Source organism: Streptomyces sp. NPDC057743, from assembly GCF_042798755.1.
Taxonomy (GTDB): Bacteria; Actinomycetota; Actinomycetes; order Streptomycetales; family Streptomycetaceae; genus Streptomyces.
On sequence record NZ_JBHVJX010000046.1, the window covers coordinates 22890 to 35926 of the forward strand.

The window sequence follows — 13037 nt, forward strand, 5'->3', positions numbered from 1 at the left end:
GACCATGACGCACCCCCGGCTGCCCGTCACCGTGCTCTCCGGCTTCCTCGGCGCGGGCAAGACCACCCTGCTCAACCACGTCCTGGGCAACCGGGAGGGCCTGCGGGTCGCGGTCATCGTCAACGACATGAGCGAGGTCAACATCGACGCCGCCCTCGTCCGCGGCGGCGACGCGGCGCTCTCCCGCACCGAGGAGCGGCTGGTCGAGATGACCAACGGGTGCATCTGCTGCACCCTCCGCGACGACCTGCTGGCGGAGGTCGACCGCCTGGCCCGCGCCGGCCGCTTCGACTACCTGCTGATCGAGTCCAGCGGCATCTCCGAACCGATGCCGGTCGCCGCGACCTTCGCCTTCCCCCGCGACGACGGCGCCACCCTCGGCGACCTGGCGCGCCTGGACACCATGGTCACGGTCGTCGACGCGGCCAACTTCCTGCCCGAACTGGCCGGCGGCGACGCCCTGGTGGAGCGCGGCCTGGACCAGTACGAGGACGACGAGCGCACCGTCAGCGACCTGTTGATGGACCAGATCGAGTTCGCCGACGTCCTCGTCCTGAACAAGACCGACCTGGTCGACGCGGCCACCGCCCAGCGCCTGACAGCCGCCCTCGCCCGGCTCAACCCGGCCGCCCGGATCGTCCCCGCGCAGCGCGGCCGGGTGCCGCTCGCCGAGGTCCTGGGCACCGGCCGCTTCGACCTGGAGCGCGCCCAACAGGCGCCCGGCTGGGTCCGGGAGCTCAACGGCGACCACGTCCCCGAGACCGAGGAGTACGGCATCTCCAGCACGGTCTTCCGGGCCGAGGCCCCCTTCCACCCGGGCCGCCTGTGGCAGTTCGTCACCGAGCGGATGGACAGCGGCGACTACGGCGCGGTGCTGCGCTCCAAGGGCTTCTTCCGCCTCGCCACCCGGCCCGGCGTCACCGGCCTGTGGTCGCAGGCCGGCACGGTCGCCCGCTTCGAGCCGTCCGGCGTGGACGGGGAGGGAGCCGGGGGCGTAGCGGGCGACCGGGCCGAGCCGCCCGGTCCGGCCGGCCAGGAGCTCGTCTTCATCGGCACCGACCTGCGCCCGGAGCCGCTGCACGCCGCCCTGACCGCCTGCCTCCTCGCCCCCGACGAGCCTGCGCCCGCCGTGGCCGACGACCCGTTCCCGGCCTGGGCGGTGCACGGCACGGACGACGCCTGCGCGCACGAGCACCCGCCGGCGGAGGCGGGCCGGGCGGCTCAACTCGACGCCGCGGCCCGGTAGTCGCCCGGGGCGTGGGCCTTGGCGTCCCGCCCCGGGCCGGCTTCGGCCGCCGTTGCCCGGGGGCGGGGACGCGTAGGATCCGGCTCCGGCCGCGGCCCGAAAGTTTTTTCGCGGGCACGGCAACCCCCGCCCCGGTCGCACGTCGTCTCGGGTGAGGGCGCCCTCCGGGCGCCACCCGTAGACGAACTGGAGCAGCCGACCGTGAACCCCACCCGTACCGCTCGCCCCGCCCGCCTGCGCCGCTCGGCCGGCGCCGGCCTGCTCGCCGCCGTGGCGCTGGCCGCCGTCTCGATGACCGGCACCGCCCACGCCGCCGGGCCCACCTCCGCGCCGGCGCCAGCGCACAGCAGCAGCCCCTCGCCCGCCCCGACCCAGCCGCCGCGGCAAAGCGCCACCCCGAGCCCCGCCCCGACGCTGCCCCCGAAGCAGAGCGCCACCCCCGAGCCCACCCAGCCGCCGAAGCAGGGCGCCACCCCCTCCCCCGTCGGGCCGGGCCAGCGGCCCACCGCCGTCCCCAGCCACCCCGGCGCCGCGCCCGCGCCCGCCAAGGGCGAGGGCCGCAAGCAGCTCGCCAAGACCGGTGCGTCCACCCCCGCCCTGGCCCTCGGCGGCGGCGCGGCCGCCCTGATCGCCGCCGGCGGCGGCGCCCTCTACGCGGTCCGCCGCAACCGCGCCTGACCGCCCGGGCACGCCCGAGGGAACGATGGCCCACTTCGCACCGCCCCCGGCCCCGGCACGGTTCGCCCTGCCGGGGCCCCGGCCCGCCGCCTGGCGCCGCCTGCTGCGCGCCACCCGTCGCGACTCCCCGCCCCGCCGCGCAGCGACCGTCCACCAACTGCCGCGCGCCGCGCACCAGATGTGGTCCGAGGCGCCGCCCGCGGAACCGCCCCGCCCCACCATCACGGAGCTCTACCACGCCCACCGGCTGAACATGGTCCGGCTGGCCGTCCTCCTCGTCGACGACCGCGCCACCGCCGAGGACGTCGTCCAGGACGCGTTCGCCGCCCTCTACAAGCGGCACGGCGAGCGGCTCGGCGAGGTCGACAACGCCCTGGCCTACCTGCGCACCGCGGTCGTCAACGCGGCCCGCTCGGTGCTGCGCCGCCGCCGCACCGCCCGCGACTACACCCCGCCGCACGAGACCGCCGAGCCCTCCGCCGAGGAGCGGGTGGTCCTCGACGAGGAGCACCGCGAGGTGCTCGCCGCGCTCGGCGGGCTCACCCGGCGCCGCCGCGAGGTGCTGGTCCTGCGCTACTGGGGCGATCTCACCGAGGCGGAGATCGCCGCGACCCTGGGCGTCAGCCGCGGCACGGTGAAATCGCTGGCCAGCCGCGCCCTGGCCGCCCTGGAGAAGATCCTGGAGGAACGGTCTTGACCACCCGCGACACCGCCCCTGGGGACGCGGCCGCGGAACGGCCCGTCGAGGACCGGCTGCGCCGCGCCCTCGCCGCCCGCGCCGACGCCGTCGGCGTCCACGACCTCCGCCCGGCGGCGCCCCCGGGCCCCCATCTACGACGCAGCCGCCTCCCCGCGCTCCCCGTCTGGCTCCGCCCGCGCCGCCTCGCCCTGCCGCTGGCCGCCGCGGCGACCGCCGCCGTGCTCGCCGTCGCCGCGCATCTGGCCACCACCCCCGCTGCCCCGACCCGCCCGATGCCGGCGTCCCCACCCACGCCCCCACCGGCCACCACCGCCCCGAGCCCGTCCCCGACCGCCCCCGACCCGTCCCCGGACCCCGTCCGCACCGCCCAGGTCCCGCCCACCGACCACCCCTCGCGCCCCGCGAACTCCGGCAGCCGGGCGCCCCGCCGTGCCACCCCGACCCCCGGCCCGCCCGCGTCCACCTCGCCCCCGCCCACCCCGAAGGCGACACCCACCCCGAAGACGACACCGAACGTTCGCTGAGCCACCCCTTGCCCGCCCCATCCCCCCTTCCCCCAGAATCGTGCCCATGCTCACCCGGCCCGTCCCGCCGCGCCCGTCCCCCGCCGCCCGCCGCGGCCGCGCCCTCGTCGTCGCGCTGGCCCTGGCCACCGCCCTCCCGCTCGCCGGCTGTCATGACGGCACCGGATTCCGCGCCGAGGCCACCACCCGCACCGCCGCCCCCGCCCCCGCGGCCGCCCGGGACGCCTGCACGCCCGACATGCTGCGCTTCCACGCCGGCGCCGCGCCGCACCGGGCCCGCCACATGCTGCTGACGGTCACCAACATCTCCGCCCGCACCTGCACCTTCGCCGCCCAGCCCTACCCCCTGCTGCACTTCGGCGACCGCCGCCCGGGCCCGCTCCCCCCGCTCCCGTACACCAGGCCGCCCGCCCCGGTCGCACTGCCGCCCGACGGCACCGCCTACGCCGCGGTGATCACCGCGGGCCCGCCCGGCGGCCCGGGCGGCGGCCGGAGCGCCCCGGGGAGCACGGCCGAAAAGGTGTCCCAGTTCGGGGTCGCGCTGGCCTCCCGCACCACCCCCGCCCAGGTCGGCGTGGACGGGCCCGCCCCCCTCCACGTGGATCCGGCCACCGCAGCGGTCACCTACTGGCAGCCGGGCCGGGCAGATGCCGACAAGTGGTGATCCGGCCCCACCGCGGGCCCCTGCGACCCGATAGCCCGTTCGCGCCGTATCGGCCAGCTCATCACCTGCCAATGATCCGAATTTGCCGCGATTGATTGGTTTTGCTCCCGTGCTTCCTGGCTGCGCCCGGTGCCTCCAGCCCGGTAGGCTTTCCGTGTGATCTTCAAGCGCATCGGAAATGGGCGGCCGTACCCCGACCACGGCCGGGAGAGCACCCGCCAGTGGGCGGACGTCGCCCCGCGCCCGGTACGCCTCGACCAGTTGGTGACCACCAAGCAGCAGCTAGACCTCGAAACGCTGCTCGCCGAGGACTCCACCTTCTACGGCGACCTCTTCGCCCACGTCGTGAAGTGGGAGGGCGACCTCTACCTGGAGGACGGTCTGCACCGGGCGGTCCGCGCCGCTCTACAGCAGCGCCAGGTGCTGCACGCCCGCGTCCTCGAACTCGGCTGACCGGCGCTACCACCGCCGCTCCGGCCGGAATTGGCCCACTCGGGTTCCGCGCAGACAACGCACAGATCATCTAGTAGGCACGGCACGCGCCCGGCACTACGCTGCGGCCATGAGCATGCTGACGCCTCCCGGCATGGGCGGTAAGTACCGCATCACGGGCGACAGGTATCCACGGATGCGCCGCCCCCGCCACCGTCGCCGCATCGTTCTCGGCATCATGGCCGGCGCCTGCGCCCTCGGGCTGATCGGCTGGGGAACCCTGCAGCTCATCGACGTCTTCGGCGGACCGGGCAGCACCGCCCAGGCCGCGCAGGACAAGAGACCGTGCGCACACGGCGGCGCGACGGCTCACCGCACCACCGCACCGACCGCCGCGAAGCCGCCCGCCCCGGCGTCCCTGACCGTCAACGTCTACAACGCCACCCCCCGCGCCGGCCTCGCCAAGCGCACCGCCGACGAGCTCCACAGGCGCGGCTTCCGGATCGGCAAGGTGGGCAACGCCCCGGCCGACTACGACAAGAAGGTGCCCGGCGCCGGGATACTGCTCGGCCCCAAGGCCGCCGCCACCGGACCGCTGAAGGTGCTGGCCACCCAACTCGCCGGCGCGCAGCTCAAGACCGACGACCGCACGGGCGCCGACCTCGACCTGGTCATCGGCGACGCCTTCAAGGACCTGGCCACCCCGCAGCAGGCCGCCAGGGCCCAGGCCCAACTGGCCGGCCCGGCCCGGCAACCGGTCGCCGCCAGGTGCTGACCCCCCCCGGCGGCCCCCGCACGACGCGCCGCGGCCCCGCGCCCAGGAAGGGCGCGGGGCCGCGGCGCGTCCGCGTCGGTTCGGGTCAGCCGGCCGTGCCGTACATCCGGTCACCGGCGTCGCCCAGGCCCGGCACGATGTACCGGTCCGCGTTGAGGTGGTCGTCGACGGCGGCGGTGACCACCGTCACCGGCGTCCCGGCCAGCTCGCGCTCCATGACCTTGACGCCCTCGGGCGCGGCCAGCAGGCAGAGCGCGGTGACGTCGTCCGCCCCGCGCTTGATCAGTTCCTTGATCGCCGCGACCAGGGTGCCGCCGGTGGCCAGCATCGGGTCGACGACGTACACCTGGCGCCCCGACAGGTCGTCAGGCATCCGCGTCGCGTAGGTGTGGGCCTCGTAGGTCTCCTCGTTGCGGACCATGCCCATGAAGCCGACCTCGGCGGTGGGCAGCAGCCGGACCATGCCGTCCAGCATGCCCAGCCCGGCCCGCAGGATCGGCACGACCAGGGGGCGCGGGTGGGAGAGCCGCACGCCGGTGGTCGTCGTGACCGGCGTCTCGATGTCGACCTGCTCGGTGCGCACATCACGGGTGGCCTCGTAGGCGAGCAGGGTGACCAGCTCGTCGGCGAGCCGCCGGAAAGTCGGGGAGTCGGTGCGCTTGTCGCGCAGAGTGGTGAGTTTGTGCGCCACCAGCGGGTGGTCGACGACGTGGATCCGCATGACATCGACAGTAACCGAGCCACGGGGGCCCGGCGCCCGCCGTGCACCGCCCACGCTCCGGCACGTGAGCGACATCTCTCACAACGTCCGCACGACGCAGTGTCGAAGACGGCGCGCAGACGCGTTGTTTCTGCCACGATTCCGAAGGGGCGGGGAGCAGCGGCGTGCAGCGCCGCCCCGCCCGACCCGGCACGCCCCTGACCAGTGGGAGAGTCACGGTGTACTTCGCCGCACTGCTCGCGCGCACCGAAGACGGGTGGGAAGCGAGCGATACAGAGCTCGACGATGTGGAAACGCTGACCGATCTGGCCGACCTGGCCCGAGACGCAGCGGTCGAAGACGACACGGTGGTGGTCCTGATCGAGCAGGAGGACGCCTGGTTCGGCGTCATCCGGATCGACGGTGAGGACGACCCGAGGGTCTATGTGTCCAACGCCGCGGCGGCCGCCAGGAGCTCGTACGGCTCGATGCTGACCGACGAACTCCTCGGCCGCGACGCCGACGACGCGGACGACCTCGACCTGCTCGACCTGGACGGCACCGAGGACGGCGAACCGGACCCGGCGGAGGACTCCGAGGCGACGGCCGAGGAGACCCCCGCGGTCGCCGCGGGACCGCTCGGCGACGCCAAGCTCCTGGAGGACATCGGCGTCGGCGAACGGGAGCTGCGCACCCTCGAAGGCGACGCCCTCAGCGAGATCGCCGACGCCCTGGGCTGCTCCGAACTCCTGGAGGCCGTCCGCTGATCCCCCGGCCACCGCCGGGAACTACCGCCCCGCCGGGCCCACGCTCCCCCGGGCCCGGCCCCACCCCACCCCACCGTCCCCGACACTGGGGGCATGACCGTGCCGCCCTCCGTCACCCCGCCCGCCGCCCCGCCCGACCCGCTGCGCGATCCCTGGATCGGGCCGATGCGCCGGGCGCTGGCGGAGGCCGCCCGCGCCCCCGGGACCGGCGACGTCCCGGTGGGCGCCGTCGTGCTGTCCGCCGACGGCACGGTCCTGGGCACCGGACACAACGAGCGCGAGGCCACCGGCGACCCCACCGCACACGCCGAGGTCCTCGCGCTGCGCGCCGCGGCCGAGGCCGTCGGGGAGTGGCGGCTGACCGGCTGCACGCTCCTGGTCACCCTCGAACCGTGCACGATGTGCGCCGGCGCCCTCGTCCTCTCCCGCGTCGACCGGGTCGTCTACGGCGCCCGCGACGCCAAGGCCGGCGCCGTCGGCTCCCTGTGGGACGTGGTCCGCGACCGGCGCCTCAACCACCGCCCCGAGGTCATCACCGGCGTCCTGGAGGCCGACTGCGCCGCCCTCCTCACCGCCTTCTTCCGCGACCGCTGACCGCCGTCGGGCCCCGCCGGGACCGCGTCGGACCACCGACCCACGAGTCGATTTCGGCAGACGGGCCCCTTTGGGCTAAGCTCTGTCTCGGTAGCGTGTCCGAGCGGCCGAAGGAGCTCGCCTCGAAAGCGAGTGTGGCGCAAGTCACCGAGGGTTCAAATCCCTCCGCTACCGCCGGAGACACCCCTCTGATCCGTGGAAACACAGGTCAGGGGGGTGTTGTGCGTGGTGGTGCGGCGGCCGGTCCGGCTTCTTCTCATCTCCCTTGCGTGGCAGGGGTGTTGGTGCCGCGACGGTGGGGGAATCTTTGCCGGCGGGATCGGGTTGCCGGCCATGACGGCGAGGGCCGTGGGGCCGCGGTCGTCGCGCGAAGGGGCGGCAGTCGATGAGTCTTCGTCAGTTCGAGTACGCGCTGGCCGTTGCCGAGGAGGGGTCGGTGACGGCGGCCGCGGAGCGGCTGCACGTCGCGCAGCCGTCGGTGTCGCAGCAGATCCGCGGCCTGGAGCGGGAGCTCGGCGTGGAGCTGTTCGCGCGCACGCCGACCGGGCTGGTACCCACCGCGGTCGGCCGCGCGTTCCTGCGGGACGCAAAGGTCGCGGTGAGCGCGGCGCGGCGGGCGCGGGCGACGGCGCGGGCCGGCGCCGAGGAGCTGGTGGGCGAGTTGGTGGTCGCGGTGCAGATGGGCTTCGGCACGCGGCAGTTGCCCGGTGCGCTGGGCGCGCTGCGCCGTCGCTTCCCGCGGCTGGAGGTCACCGTCTTCGAGGAGCCGAGCTCCGCCGAGTTGGAGCGGCTGTGCCGCCGGGGCGTGCTGGACCTCGCGCTGATGGCGGCGTGCCAGCGGAGCCCCGCCGACGCCCACCACCTCGGCGACGAGGAGTTCGTCGTGGTGCTGGGCGCCGGGCACCCGCAGCTCGCCGCGGACCGGGTCGAGCTGCGGGAGCTGGCCGGGGAGCCGTGGGTGCGGTTCGACCGCGACAGCGCGCTCGACGGCGTGCTGTCGGAGGTGGCGCGGGACCACGGGCTCGCCCCGACCACGGCCGCCCGGGTGTCCCAGACGGCGACGGCGGTGCGCTGGGCCGCCCACGGGCTGGGGGCGACGCTCGTTCCGGCCTCCGCGGTGCCGCACGGTTACGCGCACCTCGTGCGACCGGTGTTCCCGGCCGTCTCCCACCCCGTCATCGCCGTGCTCCGGCACCGCGCGGGCCCGGCGGAGACGGCCCTGCTCGCCTTTCTGCGTCAGGAGATCTGGGCCCAACCTGCCTTCTCCGCACCGGTGTAGTGGGTGGGGGTTGGTGAATTCCTTTGACTGGTGGCGGTGTTGGGGATTCTGTCGTCAGCCCCGGGGGAATTCGCCGCCGTCCACGACGAGGTTGCTTCCGGTCAGCCAGCTCGCGCGCTCGGACGCGAGGAACAGCACCGCGTGGGCGATGTCGTCGGGTTGGCCCTCGCGCCCCAGTGGCGGGGTGTCGTTGGCGTTGGTCTGGCCCGGCGCCGCGTTCAGGCGCGCCCACTGTTCCCGCGTCGCTTCGCCGCCTGGGGTGGCGACCCGGCCGGGCGTCACGGTGTTGACCCGGATTCCGCGCGGGGCCAACTCCAGGGCCAGGCCCCGGCTGTAGTTCTCCAGCGCGGCCTTTGCCGTGGTGTAGTGCAGGAACTGGCCCACCGGGGTGCGGACCGCGGCCGAGGAGACGTGCACGATCGTCCCCGAACGCCGTTCCCGCATCCCCGGTGTCAGCAGCGCGTCCAGTCGCACCGCCGCCAGGAAGTTCAGGTCCAGCGCGTCCTGCCACTCCTCGTCGGGGATGGCCGCGGCGCTCTGGTGCGGTTGCGCCCCACCCGCGTTGTGGACCAGGACGTCCACCCCGCCGAGCAGGTCCTGCGCGGCCGCGGCGAGCTCCTGCGCGCCGGCCCGCGTCCGCACGTCGGCCGCCACGAAGGCGGCCCCCTCGGGCGCCGTGCCCATCGCCGACCGGGCGGTGGTGAGCACCCGGGCGCCCGCGTCCAGGAGTTGGCGCACGACGGCCGCGCCGATTCCGCGGGTGCCGCCCGTGACCAGGGCCCGCTTTCCGGCGAGTTCCCGCTTTCCCGATCCGTTCTCGATGGTGGTCATGGTGAGGTCACTGGTCCTCTCGATGGGGTAAGCGTCTGCTCGACGGCTGCATGCCGAATAAGGGGCGACGCGCGGAGAGCGCGGGCCTTGGGGGGAATTGACTGTGCGCGTCTCAGCGCGCCGTTTCACGGTAGGTCCGGCAAAGAACGCGGGGCAAAGACCAAATAGCAGCAGGGGGTATAGGGGTTTCCTATGGCGGGTCGGGCGGTGCGTTCGTGACGCGTCGGGGCGGTCAACTGGCGGTGAGCGGGCGGGAGTTCCTGCCGTGCGTGCCGTGCGTGCCGTGCGCTCGTTGCCGGTGCCGGGCGTCATCGGGCCGCATGCTGCGCCACCACCCGTCTATCCAAGTGAGGAGTGGGTCCCCTCACTTGAACGAGTAGTGGCCCGGAAATGGTGGCACCCGTAAAGTCGCAACGCACCCAAGCGGCAGCGCCCGCACAGCCGGCAAACGACCCGCAGGGTCCGCGTCGGCGGCGGGCGACCATTCGACAAAGAGCGGTATCGGCGAAGAGTTCGACGGCACGTCGGGCAGCCTCTACCACCCGTACTACGGGCAGGACGCGCCCGGATGGAATTCCTGACGGACTACGGCGCTTACGCAGACGTCCCCTTCGACCTGCTGCTTCAGCGGATGCGCGCCAAGCATCCCGGTATGTTCGCCGACCACGATGTGGTCGCGGGCAGTGGGTCGTTGGCCGACGAGGCCCCAGCCCGAGCGTCAACCGTCTGAGAGGAACACCTTCACCACCATGGCCTGGTTCTCCTTAGCACTCGCCGTCGTCTTCGAGATCATCTTCGCGCTCGGCGCGAGCGCCTCCCAGGGCTTCACCAAGCTCAAGGAGTCGCTGATCACCGTGGTCGGCGTCGTCGGCGGCATCTACTTCATCAGCCTGGCACTCAAGACCCTGGACGTGGGGGTCGGCTATCCGATCTGGACCGGCATCGGAGCAGTCGGCACGGTGGTCTTCGGGGCGCTGATCTTCAAGGAGAAGATCACCCCGGCCAAGGTGGTCTGCTTCCTCGCCATCATCGGTGGCGTCGTCGGCCTCAAGACCCTGTCGGGGGTGTGACGATGAGCGCTCCCCAGCAGCCGACCCCCAAGAAGCAGAGCGCAGCGACCGCCTGGACGCTGCTCCTGATCGCCGCGGCGATCGAGGTGGTCTTCGCCCTGAGCTCCGGCGCCAACGACGGCTTCACCAAGCTCGTCCCGTCGCTCCTCACCGTCGTCGCCGGCGGCGGCGGGGTCTACCTCCTCAGCCTCGCCCTGAAAACCATCGACGTCGGCATCGGCTACACGGTCTGGACCGGCATCGGTGCCGTCGGCTCCGTCCTCCTCGCGGCGGTGCTGTACGGCGAGCAGATCACGCTCGGCAAGGTGGTCTGCTTCCTCGCCATCATCGGGGGCGTGATCGGCCTCCACCTCACCTCCGAGGAGCCCAAGGACGAGCCCGTCCTCGACGGCTCCTCCGAGCCGGAGGCCGAGACCGCCTCCCACCCCTTGGCCTAAGGCGGTCGGCCCGCCCCCGCGTTGGGGCGGGCCCAACTCGCCCTCGGTGTGCGCCAGCAGGGCCATGACGTCACGCTGGTGCGACCTCCGCGGCGCGCCGGAGCGCGGTCCAGGGACGAAAACGGGGGCGAAAACGAGGGCGGCCGGGGCCCGTTGTGGGCTCCGGCCGCCCCCGTGGTGCGCGGTGGCACGGGGCGTCAGCCCCGGCGGCGGAACGCCTTCCGGATGAAGTGCACGATCATCCAGATCACCAGGATCACGATGACGATGATCACCACGATGATCACGATCAGGAAGATGCCCAGCTTCTTGAAGAAGCCCATCTTCTTCTTCGGCTTGCCGTGCGAGCTGTACGACGCCTGGTGCGTGACGTGGTGGTAGCTGCTGCCGTGCGAGGCGTGCGTGGTGTGCCGCCACTTCATGGGCGTCGCCTCGGCTGCCGCGGCGACGCGCATGCCGGCGTCGGCGGCCGGATGGGCGGCGGGCGCGGCCTGCCCGGCGCTCACGACGACCGGTTGGGCCGCGGCGGCGTCGGCGAGGCCGGCGGCGGCAGCCGGGCCGGCCGCGGCGGCCAGCAGGCCGAACAGCAGCGCCAGGACGACCGCCGGGCGGCGGCGGGCCGCGGTCCGGCGGGCGGGTATGCGCGCCGAACCGGACTGGCGGCGCGCGGAGTTGATGAGCTTCGGTCGCATGGGTGGCTTTCCCCCTCGTACGGTGCGTTCAGCCATTATGGGCCGGTGTGGGCGTCCCGGCGGACGTCTCGACCTCCAGCAAGGAGGCGCTTTGTCGCTCCTCGTCGAAGGCCACGCGGCCACCCCGCAGCCCGAAGAGCCGCTTGGCGAACGCGATGTAGAGCACCGCGAGGATATTGATGACCAGTGCAGCGATCTTGAACCAACTGACCTTTTCGGTCAGTTCGTAGATCTCCAGCGGCAGGAACGCCGCGGTCGCCACCACGGTCAGGTACTCCGCCCAGCGCTTGGCCACCCACAGGCCGCCGGCCTCGACGATCTCGATCAGGGCGTACGCCAGGAGGGCCACGGCGACCAGCACCAGGGTGGAGTGGTGGTAGCCGAAGGTCTTCCGGATGGTGTCGACGACCGGCGAGTGGTCGAGGTCGTAGTGGAAGTGGTCCGCCACCGGGCGGATCACGTTGAGGTTCTTGTCGAAGAACTGGCGGACCGCGTCCTGCTTGTTGCTGAACTGCCAGACGGCGAGGGCCGCCAGCACGATGAACACCCCGCGCACCGCCCGCTCAACGGCCAGGAAGCGCAGGATGAACAGGTCGCGCAACACCTTGCCGCGCGGGACCAGCGGGGCACCGGCGGCCGGTCCGGTGGCGGCCGGCTCGCCGAGCACGAAGTCGCCGCAGCGCAGACAGCGCCAGGCGGTGCCCAGCGCGGTGGCGGCGTGCAGTTTCGCCTGGAGGTGCTCCTCGTGCGGGAGATAGGTGGTGTGACCGCGCCGGGCGCAGGTGCGCCGGTTCCAGTCGATGCTCATCGTCGTAAGCCCCGAGTTCCTCTCGTCGTCCCGCGCGGGCCCGCGCCGTGGCGGTCGACCGCCACGGTCGCCCCGCGCTCCGTGCCGCGTGATTGTCGCGTACATGCGCAACCCGCGGCGTACGGGGATGCCTTACGGGGAGAGGGACGACGAGAACGACCCGGAGGTTGCCGGCGGGACCGACCGGCAAAAGCACACGGCGCGCGGAGAGGGGCGCGGTGGACGCGTGCGAGCGGGGTGGGACGGGGGAGGCGAGCCAGGGGGACGGACCGCCTCCCCCGATGAGAACCGGGTCCCGTGGCCGGTGCCGTGCGCGTCAGGGGGCGCACGGTCCGGACCCCGCAGTGAGACCTGGTCCCGGGGCCTCGCGAATTCCTGCCAGATCCGCGTGACCTCGTGCCCCCATCGTGCCGTGCCCCGATCGCCCCAACAGGCGGGCGAAGGGCCCTGTTTGGGGGGCCTTTGGTCCATAAGACCGGCGTGAAGGCCGGGGCCGGGCGACCCGTTGCGCCTCGCCGGGTCGAACGCCTGTGGTTACACTCGCCCGACGCACCGGGAGCGGGGGCGGCCACCGAGCCGGCGCCCCGGGAGGCGCCACAGGGGCGCCAGGATTGCCGTAGGGGAGACGGAAGAGATGGCGACAGCGAAAAAAGTCGCGATGTACGTGGTCATCATCTTCGTGCTCTGGACCATCATCGCCACCCCCAAAAAGGCCGCGGGGCTCGTCCAGATAGGGTTCGAGGGCATCTCGACCGCCGCCCACAGCGTCGGCGAGTTCATGACCCAACTAGTCAGTTAGGTCCCAGTCGGCCCGCCGGACCGGCTGCGCACCGCCGAGCC

Annotated in this window: 18 protein-coding genes and 1 tRNA gene; 15 read left to right on the top strand and 4 right to left on the bottom strand. The window is 73.6% G+C overall.

Annotation, left to right across the window (positions count from 1 at the left end; translation table 11 throughout):
• Positions 1 to 4: 4 nt before the first annotated feature.
• From ACFVFQ_RS33850 to ACFVFQ_RS33880, 7 genes are all read left to right on the top strand, one after another.
• On the top strand, positions 5 to 1246 hold the full coding sequence (locus ACFVFQ_RS33850; protein WP_383423540.1) for a GTP-binding protein: 1242 nt from the start codon (positions 5 to 7) through the stop codon (positions 1244 to 1246).
• 201 nt (positions 1247 to 1447) lie between these two features.
• The gene (locus ACFVFQ_RS33855; protein WP_383423542.1) at positions 1448 to 1924 is read left to right on the top strand and encodes an LPXTG cell wall anchor domain-containing protein; all 477 of its coding nucleotides are present in this window, start codon (positions 1448 to 1450) and stop codon (positions 1922 to 1924) included.
• 25 nt (positions 1925 to 1949) lie between these two features.
• Positions 1950 to 2621, top strand: a complete 672-nt coding sequence (locus tag ACFVFQ_RS33860; RefSeq protein WP_383423544.1) for a sigma-70 family RNA polymerase sigma factor — start codon at positions 1950 to 1952, stop codon at positions 2619 to 2621.
• Complete coding sequence (locus tag ACFVFQ_RS33865; protein ID WP_383423549.1) at positions 2618 to 3148, top strand: hypothetical protein; 531 nt, start codon at positions 2618 to 2620, stop codon at positions 3146 to 3148. Before ACFVFQ_RS33860 ends, ACFVFQ_RS33865 begins: the two co-directional genes overlap by 4 nt.
• Positions 3149 to 3194: 46 nt before the next feature.
• The gene (locus ACFVFQ_RS33870) at positions 3195 to 3812 is read left to right on the top strand and encodes a DUF4232 domain-containing protein (RefSeq protein ID WP_383423551.1); all 618 of its coding nucleotides are present in this window, start codon (positions 3195 to 3197) and stop codon (positions 3810 to 3812) included.
• 156 nt (positions 3813 to 3968) lie between these two features.
• Complete coding sequence (locus ACFVFQ_RS33875) at positions 3969 to 4265, top strand: type II toxin-antitoxin system VapB family antitoxin (RefSeq protein ID WP_030084955.1); 297 nt, start codon at positions 3969 to 3971, stop codon at positions 4263 to 4265.
• Positions 4266 to 4374: 109 nt separating this feature from the next.
• The gene (locus ACFVFQ_RS33880) at positions 4375 to 5019 is read left to right on the top strand and encodes a LytR C-terminal domain-containing protein (RefSeq protein ID WP_383423554.1); all 645 of its coding nucleotides are present in this window, start codon (positions 4375 to 4377) and stop codon (positions 5017 to 5019) included.
• An 85-nt stretch (positions 5020 to 5104) separates the two neighbouring features.
• Here the strand turns inward: ACFVFQ_RS33880 and upp are convergent, their stop codons facing one another.
• Positions 5105 to 5740: a uracil phosphoribosyltransferase gene (gene upp / locus ACFVFQ_RS33885; protein ID WP_383423556.1), complete on the bottom strand. Its 636-nt coding sequence runs from the start codon at positions 5738 to 5740 to the stop codon at positions 5105 to 5107.
• Positions 5741 to 5958: 218 nt separating this feature from the next.
• Between upp and ACFVFQ_RS33890 the strand changes: the two genes are divergently transcribed.
• The 4 genes from ACFVFQ_RS33890 to ACFVFQ_RS33905 all read left to right on the top strand — a co-directional run bounded on the left by ACFVFQ_RS33890 (position 5959) and on the right by ACFVFQ_RS33905 (position 8359).
• Positions 5959 to 6486, top strand: coding sequence for a hypothetical protein (locus ACFVFQ_RS33890; RefSeq protein WP_383423558.1), 528 nt, complete (start codon positions 5959 to 5961; stop codon positions 6484 to 6486).
• 93 nt (positions 6487 to 6579) lie between these two features.
• Positions 6580 to 7080: a tRNA adenosine(34) deaminase TadA gene (gene tadA, locus ACFVFQ_RS33895; RefSeq protein ID WP_383423560.1), complete on the top strand. Its 501-nt coding sequence runs from the start codon at positions 6580 to 6582 to the stop codon at positions 7078 to 7080.
• An 89-nt stretch (positions 7081 to 7169) separates the two neighbouring features.
• Positions 7170 to 7254: transfer RNA gene (locus ACFVFQ_RS33900), tRNA-Ser, on the top strand.
• A gap of 211 nt (positions 7255 to 7465) precedes the next feature.
• Positions 7466 to 8359, top strand: a complete 894-nt coding sequence (locus ACFVFQ_RS33905; RefSeq protein WP_383423562.1) for a LysR family transcriptional regulator — start codon at positions 7466 to 7468, stop codon at positions 8357 to 8359.
• A gap of 54 nt (positions 8360 to 8413) precedes the next feature.
• Here the strand turns inward: ACFVFQ_RS33905 and ACFVFQ_RS33910 are convergent, their stop codons facing one another.
• Positions 8414 to 9190 carry an SDR family oxidoreductase gene (locus ACFVFQ_RS33910; RefSeq protein WP_383423564.1) on the bottom strand — a complete coding sequence of 259 codons (777 nt, stop codon included), beginning with the start codon at positions 9188 to 9190 and terminating at the stop codon, positions 8414 to 8416.
• A gap of 568 nt (positions 9191 to 9758) precedes the next feature.
• Here ACFVFQ_RS33910 and ACFVFQ_RS33915 point away from each other — a divergent pair.
• The 3 genes from ACFVFQ_RS33915 to ACFVFQ_RS33925 are packed head-to-tail and all read left to right on the top strand — an operon-like array spanning position 9759 to position 10697.
• Positions 9759 to 9920, top strand: a complete 162-nt coding sequence (locus ACFVFQ_RS33915) for a hypothetical protein (RefSeq protein ID WP_383423566.1) — start codon at positions 9759 to 9761, stop codon at positions 9918 to 9920.
• A 19-nt stretch (positions 9921 to 9939) separates the two neighbouring features.
• The gene (locus tag ACFVFQ_RS33920) at positions 9940 to 10260 is read left to right on the top strand and encodes a DMT family transporter (protein WP_383423568.1); all 321 of its coding nucleotides are present in this window, start codon (positions 9940 to 9942) and stop codon (positions 10258 to 10260) included.
• A gap of 2 nt (positions 10261 to 10262) precedes the next feature.
• Positions 10263 to 10697: a DMT family transporter gene (locus ACFVFQ_RS33925; protein WP_383423570.1), complete on the top strand. Its 435-nt coding sequence runs from the start codon at positions 10263 to 10265 to the stop codon at positions 10695 to 10697.
• Between the two features lie 197 nt (positions 10698 to 10894).
• Here ACFVFQ_RS33925 and ACFVFQ_RS33930 read toward each other — a convergent pair whose 3' ends face one another.
• Both ACFVFQ_RS33930 and ACFVFQ_RS33935 read right to left on the bottom strand, forming a co-directional pair.
• Positions 10895 to 11389, bottom strand: coding sequence for a hypothetical protein (locus ACFVFQ_RS33930; RefSeq protein WP_383423572.1), 495 nt, complete (start codon positions 11387 to 11389; stop codon positions 10895 to 10897).
• Between the two features lie 28 nt (positions 11390 to 11417).
• On the bottom strand, positions 11418 to 12197 hold the full coding sequence (locus tag ACFVFQ_RS33935; RefSeq protein WP_383423574.1) for a DUF2127 domain-containing protein: 780 nt from the start codon (positions 12195 to 12197) through the stop codon (positions 11418 to 11420).
• Positions 12198 to 12831: 634 nt separating this feature from the next.
• Here ACFVFQ_RS33935 and ACFVFQ_RS33940 point away from each other — a divergent pair.
• Positions 12832 to 12996, top strand: coding sequence for a hypothetical protein (locus ACFVFQ_RS33940; protein WP_274914463.1), 165 nt, complete (start codon positions 12832 to 12834; stop codon positions 12994 to 12996).
• The last annotated feature ends 41 nt before the right edge of the window (positions 12997 to 13037 follow it).

Excerpts from the sequence above, each read along its gene's own strand:
- ACFVFQ_RS33940 (WP_274914463.1), top strand. The coding sequence starts at position 12,832 with ATGGCGACAGCGAAAAAAGTCGCGATGTACGTGGTCATCATCTTCGTG.
- upp (WP_383423556.1), bottom strand. The coding sequence starts at position 5,740 with ATGCGGATCCACGTCGTCGACCACCCGCTGGTGGCGCACAAACTCACC.
- ACFVFQ_RS33880 (WP_383423554.1), top strand. The coding sequence starts at position 4,375 with ATGAGCATGCTGACGCCTCCCGGCATGGGCGGTAAGTACCGCATCACG.
- ACFVFQ_RS33910 (WP_383423564.1), bottom strand. The coding sequence starts at position 9,190 with ATGACCACCATCGAGAACGGATCGGGAAAGCGGGAACTCGCCGGAAAG.
- ACFVFQ_RS33925 (WP_383423570.1), top strand. The coding sequence starts at position 10,263 with ATGAGCGCTCCCCAGCAGCCGACCCCCAAGAAGCAGAGCGCAGCGACC.
- ACFVFQ_RS33870 (WP_383423551.1), top strand. The coding sequence starts at position 3,195 with ATGCTCACCCGGCCCGTCCCGCCGCGCCCGTCCCCCGCCGCCCGCCGC.
- ACFVFQ_RS33850 (WP_383423540.1), top strand. The coding sequence starts at position 5 with ATGACGCACCCCCGGCTGCCCGTCACCGTGCTCTCCGGCTTCCTCGGC.
- ACFVFQ_RS33935 (WP_383423574.1), bottom strand. The coding sequence starts at position 12,197 with ATGAGCATCGACTGGAACCGGCGCACCTGCGCCCGGCGCGGTCACACC.
- ACFVFQ_RS33905 (WP_383423562.1), top strand. The coding sequence starts at position 7,466 with ATGAGTCTTCGTCAGTTCGAGTACGCGCTGGCCGTTGCCGAGGAGGGG.
- ACFVFQ_RS33915 (WP_383423566.1), top strand. The coding sequence starts at position 9,759 with ATGGAATTCCTGACGGACTACGGCGCTTACGCAGACGTCCCCTTCGAC.
- tadA (WP_383423560.1), top strand. The coding sequence starts at position 6,580 with ATGACCGTGCCGCCCTCCGTCACCCCGCCCGCCGCCCCGCCCGACCCG.
- ACFVFQ_RS33930 (WP_383423572.1), bottom strand. The coding sequence starts at position 11,389 with ATGCGACCGAAGCTCATCAACTCCGCGCGCCGCCAGTCCGGTTCGGCG.
- ACFVFQ_RS33920 (WP_383423568.1), top strand. The coding sequence starts at position 9,940 with ATGGCCTGGTTCTCCTTAGCACTCGCCGTCGTCTTCGAGATCATCTTC.
- ACFVFQ_RS33860 (WP_383423544.1), top strand. The coding sequence starts at position 1,950 with ATGGCCCACTTCGCACCGCCCCCGGCCCCGGCACGGTTCGCCCTGCCG.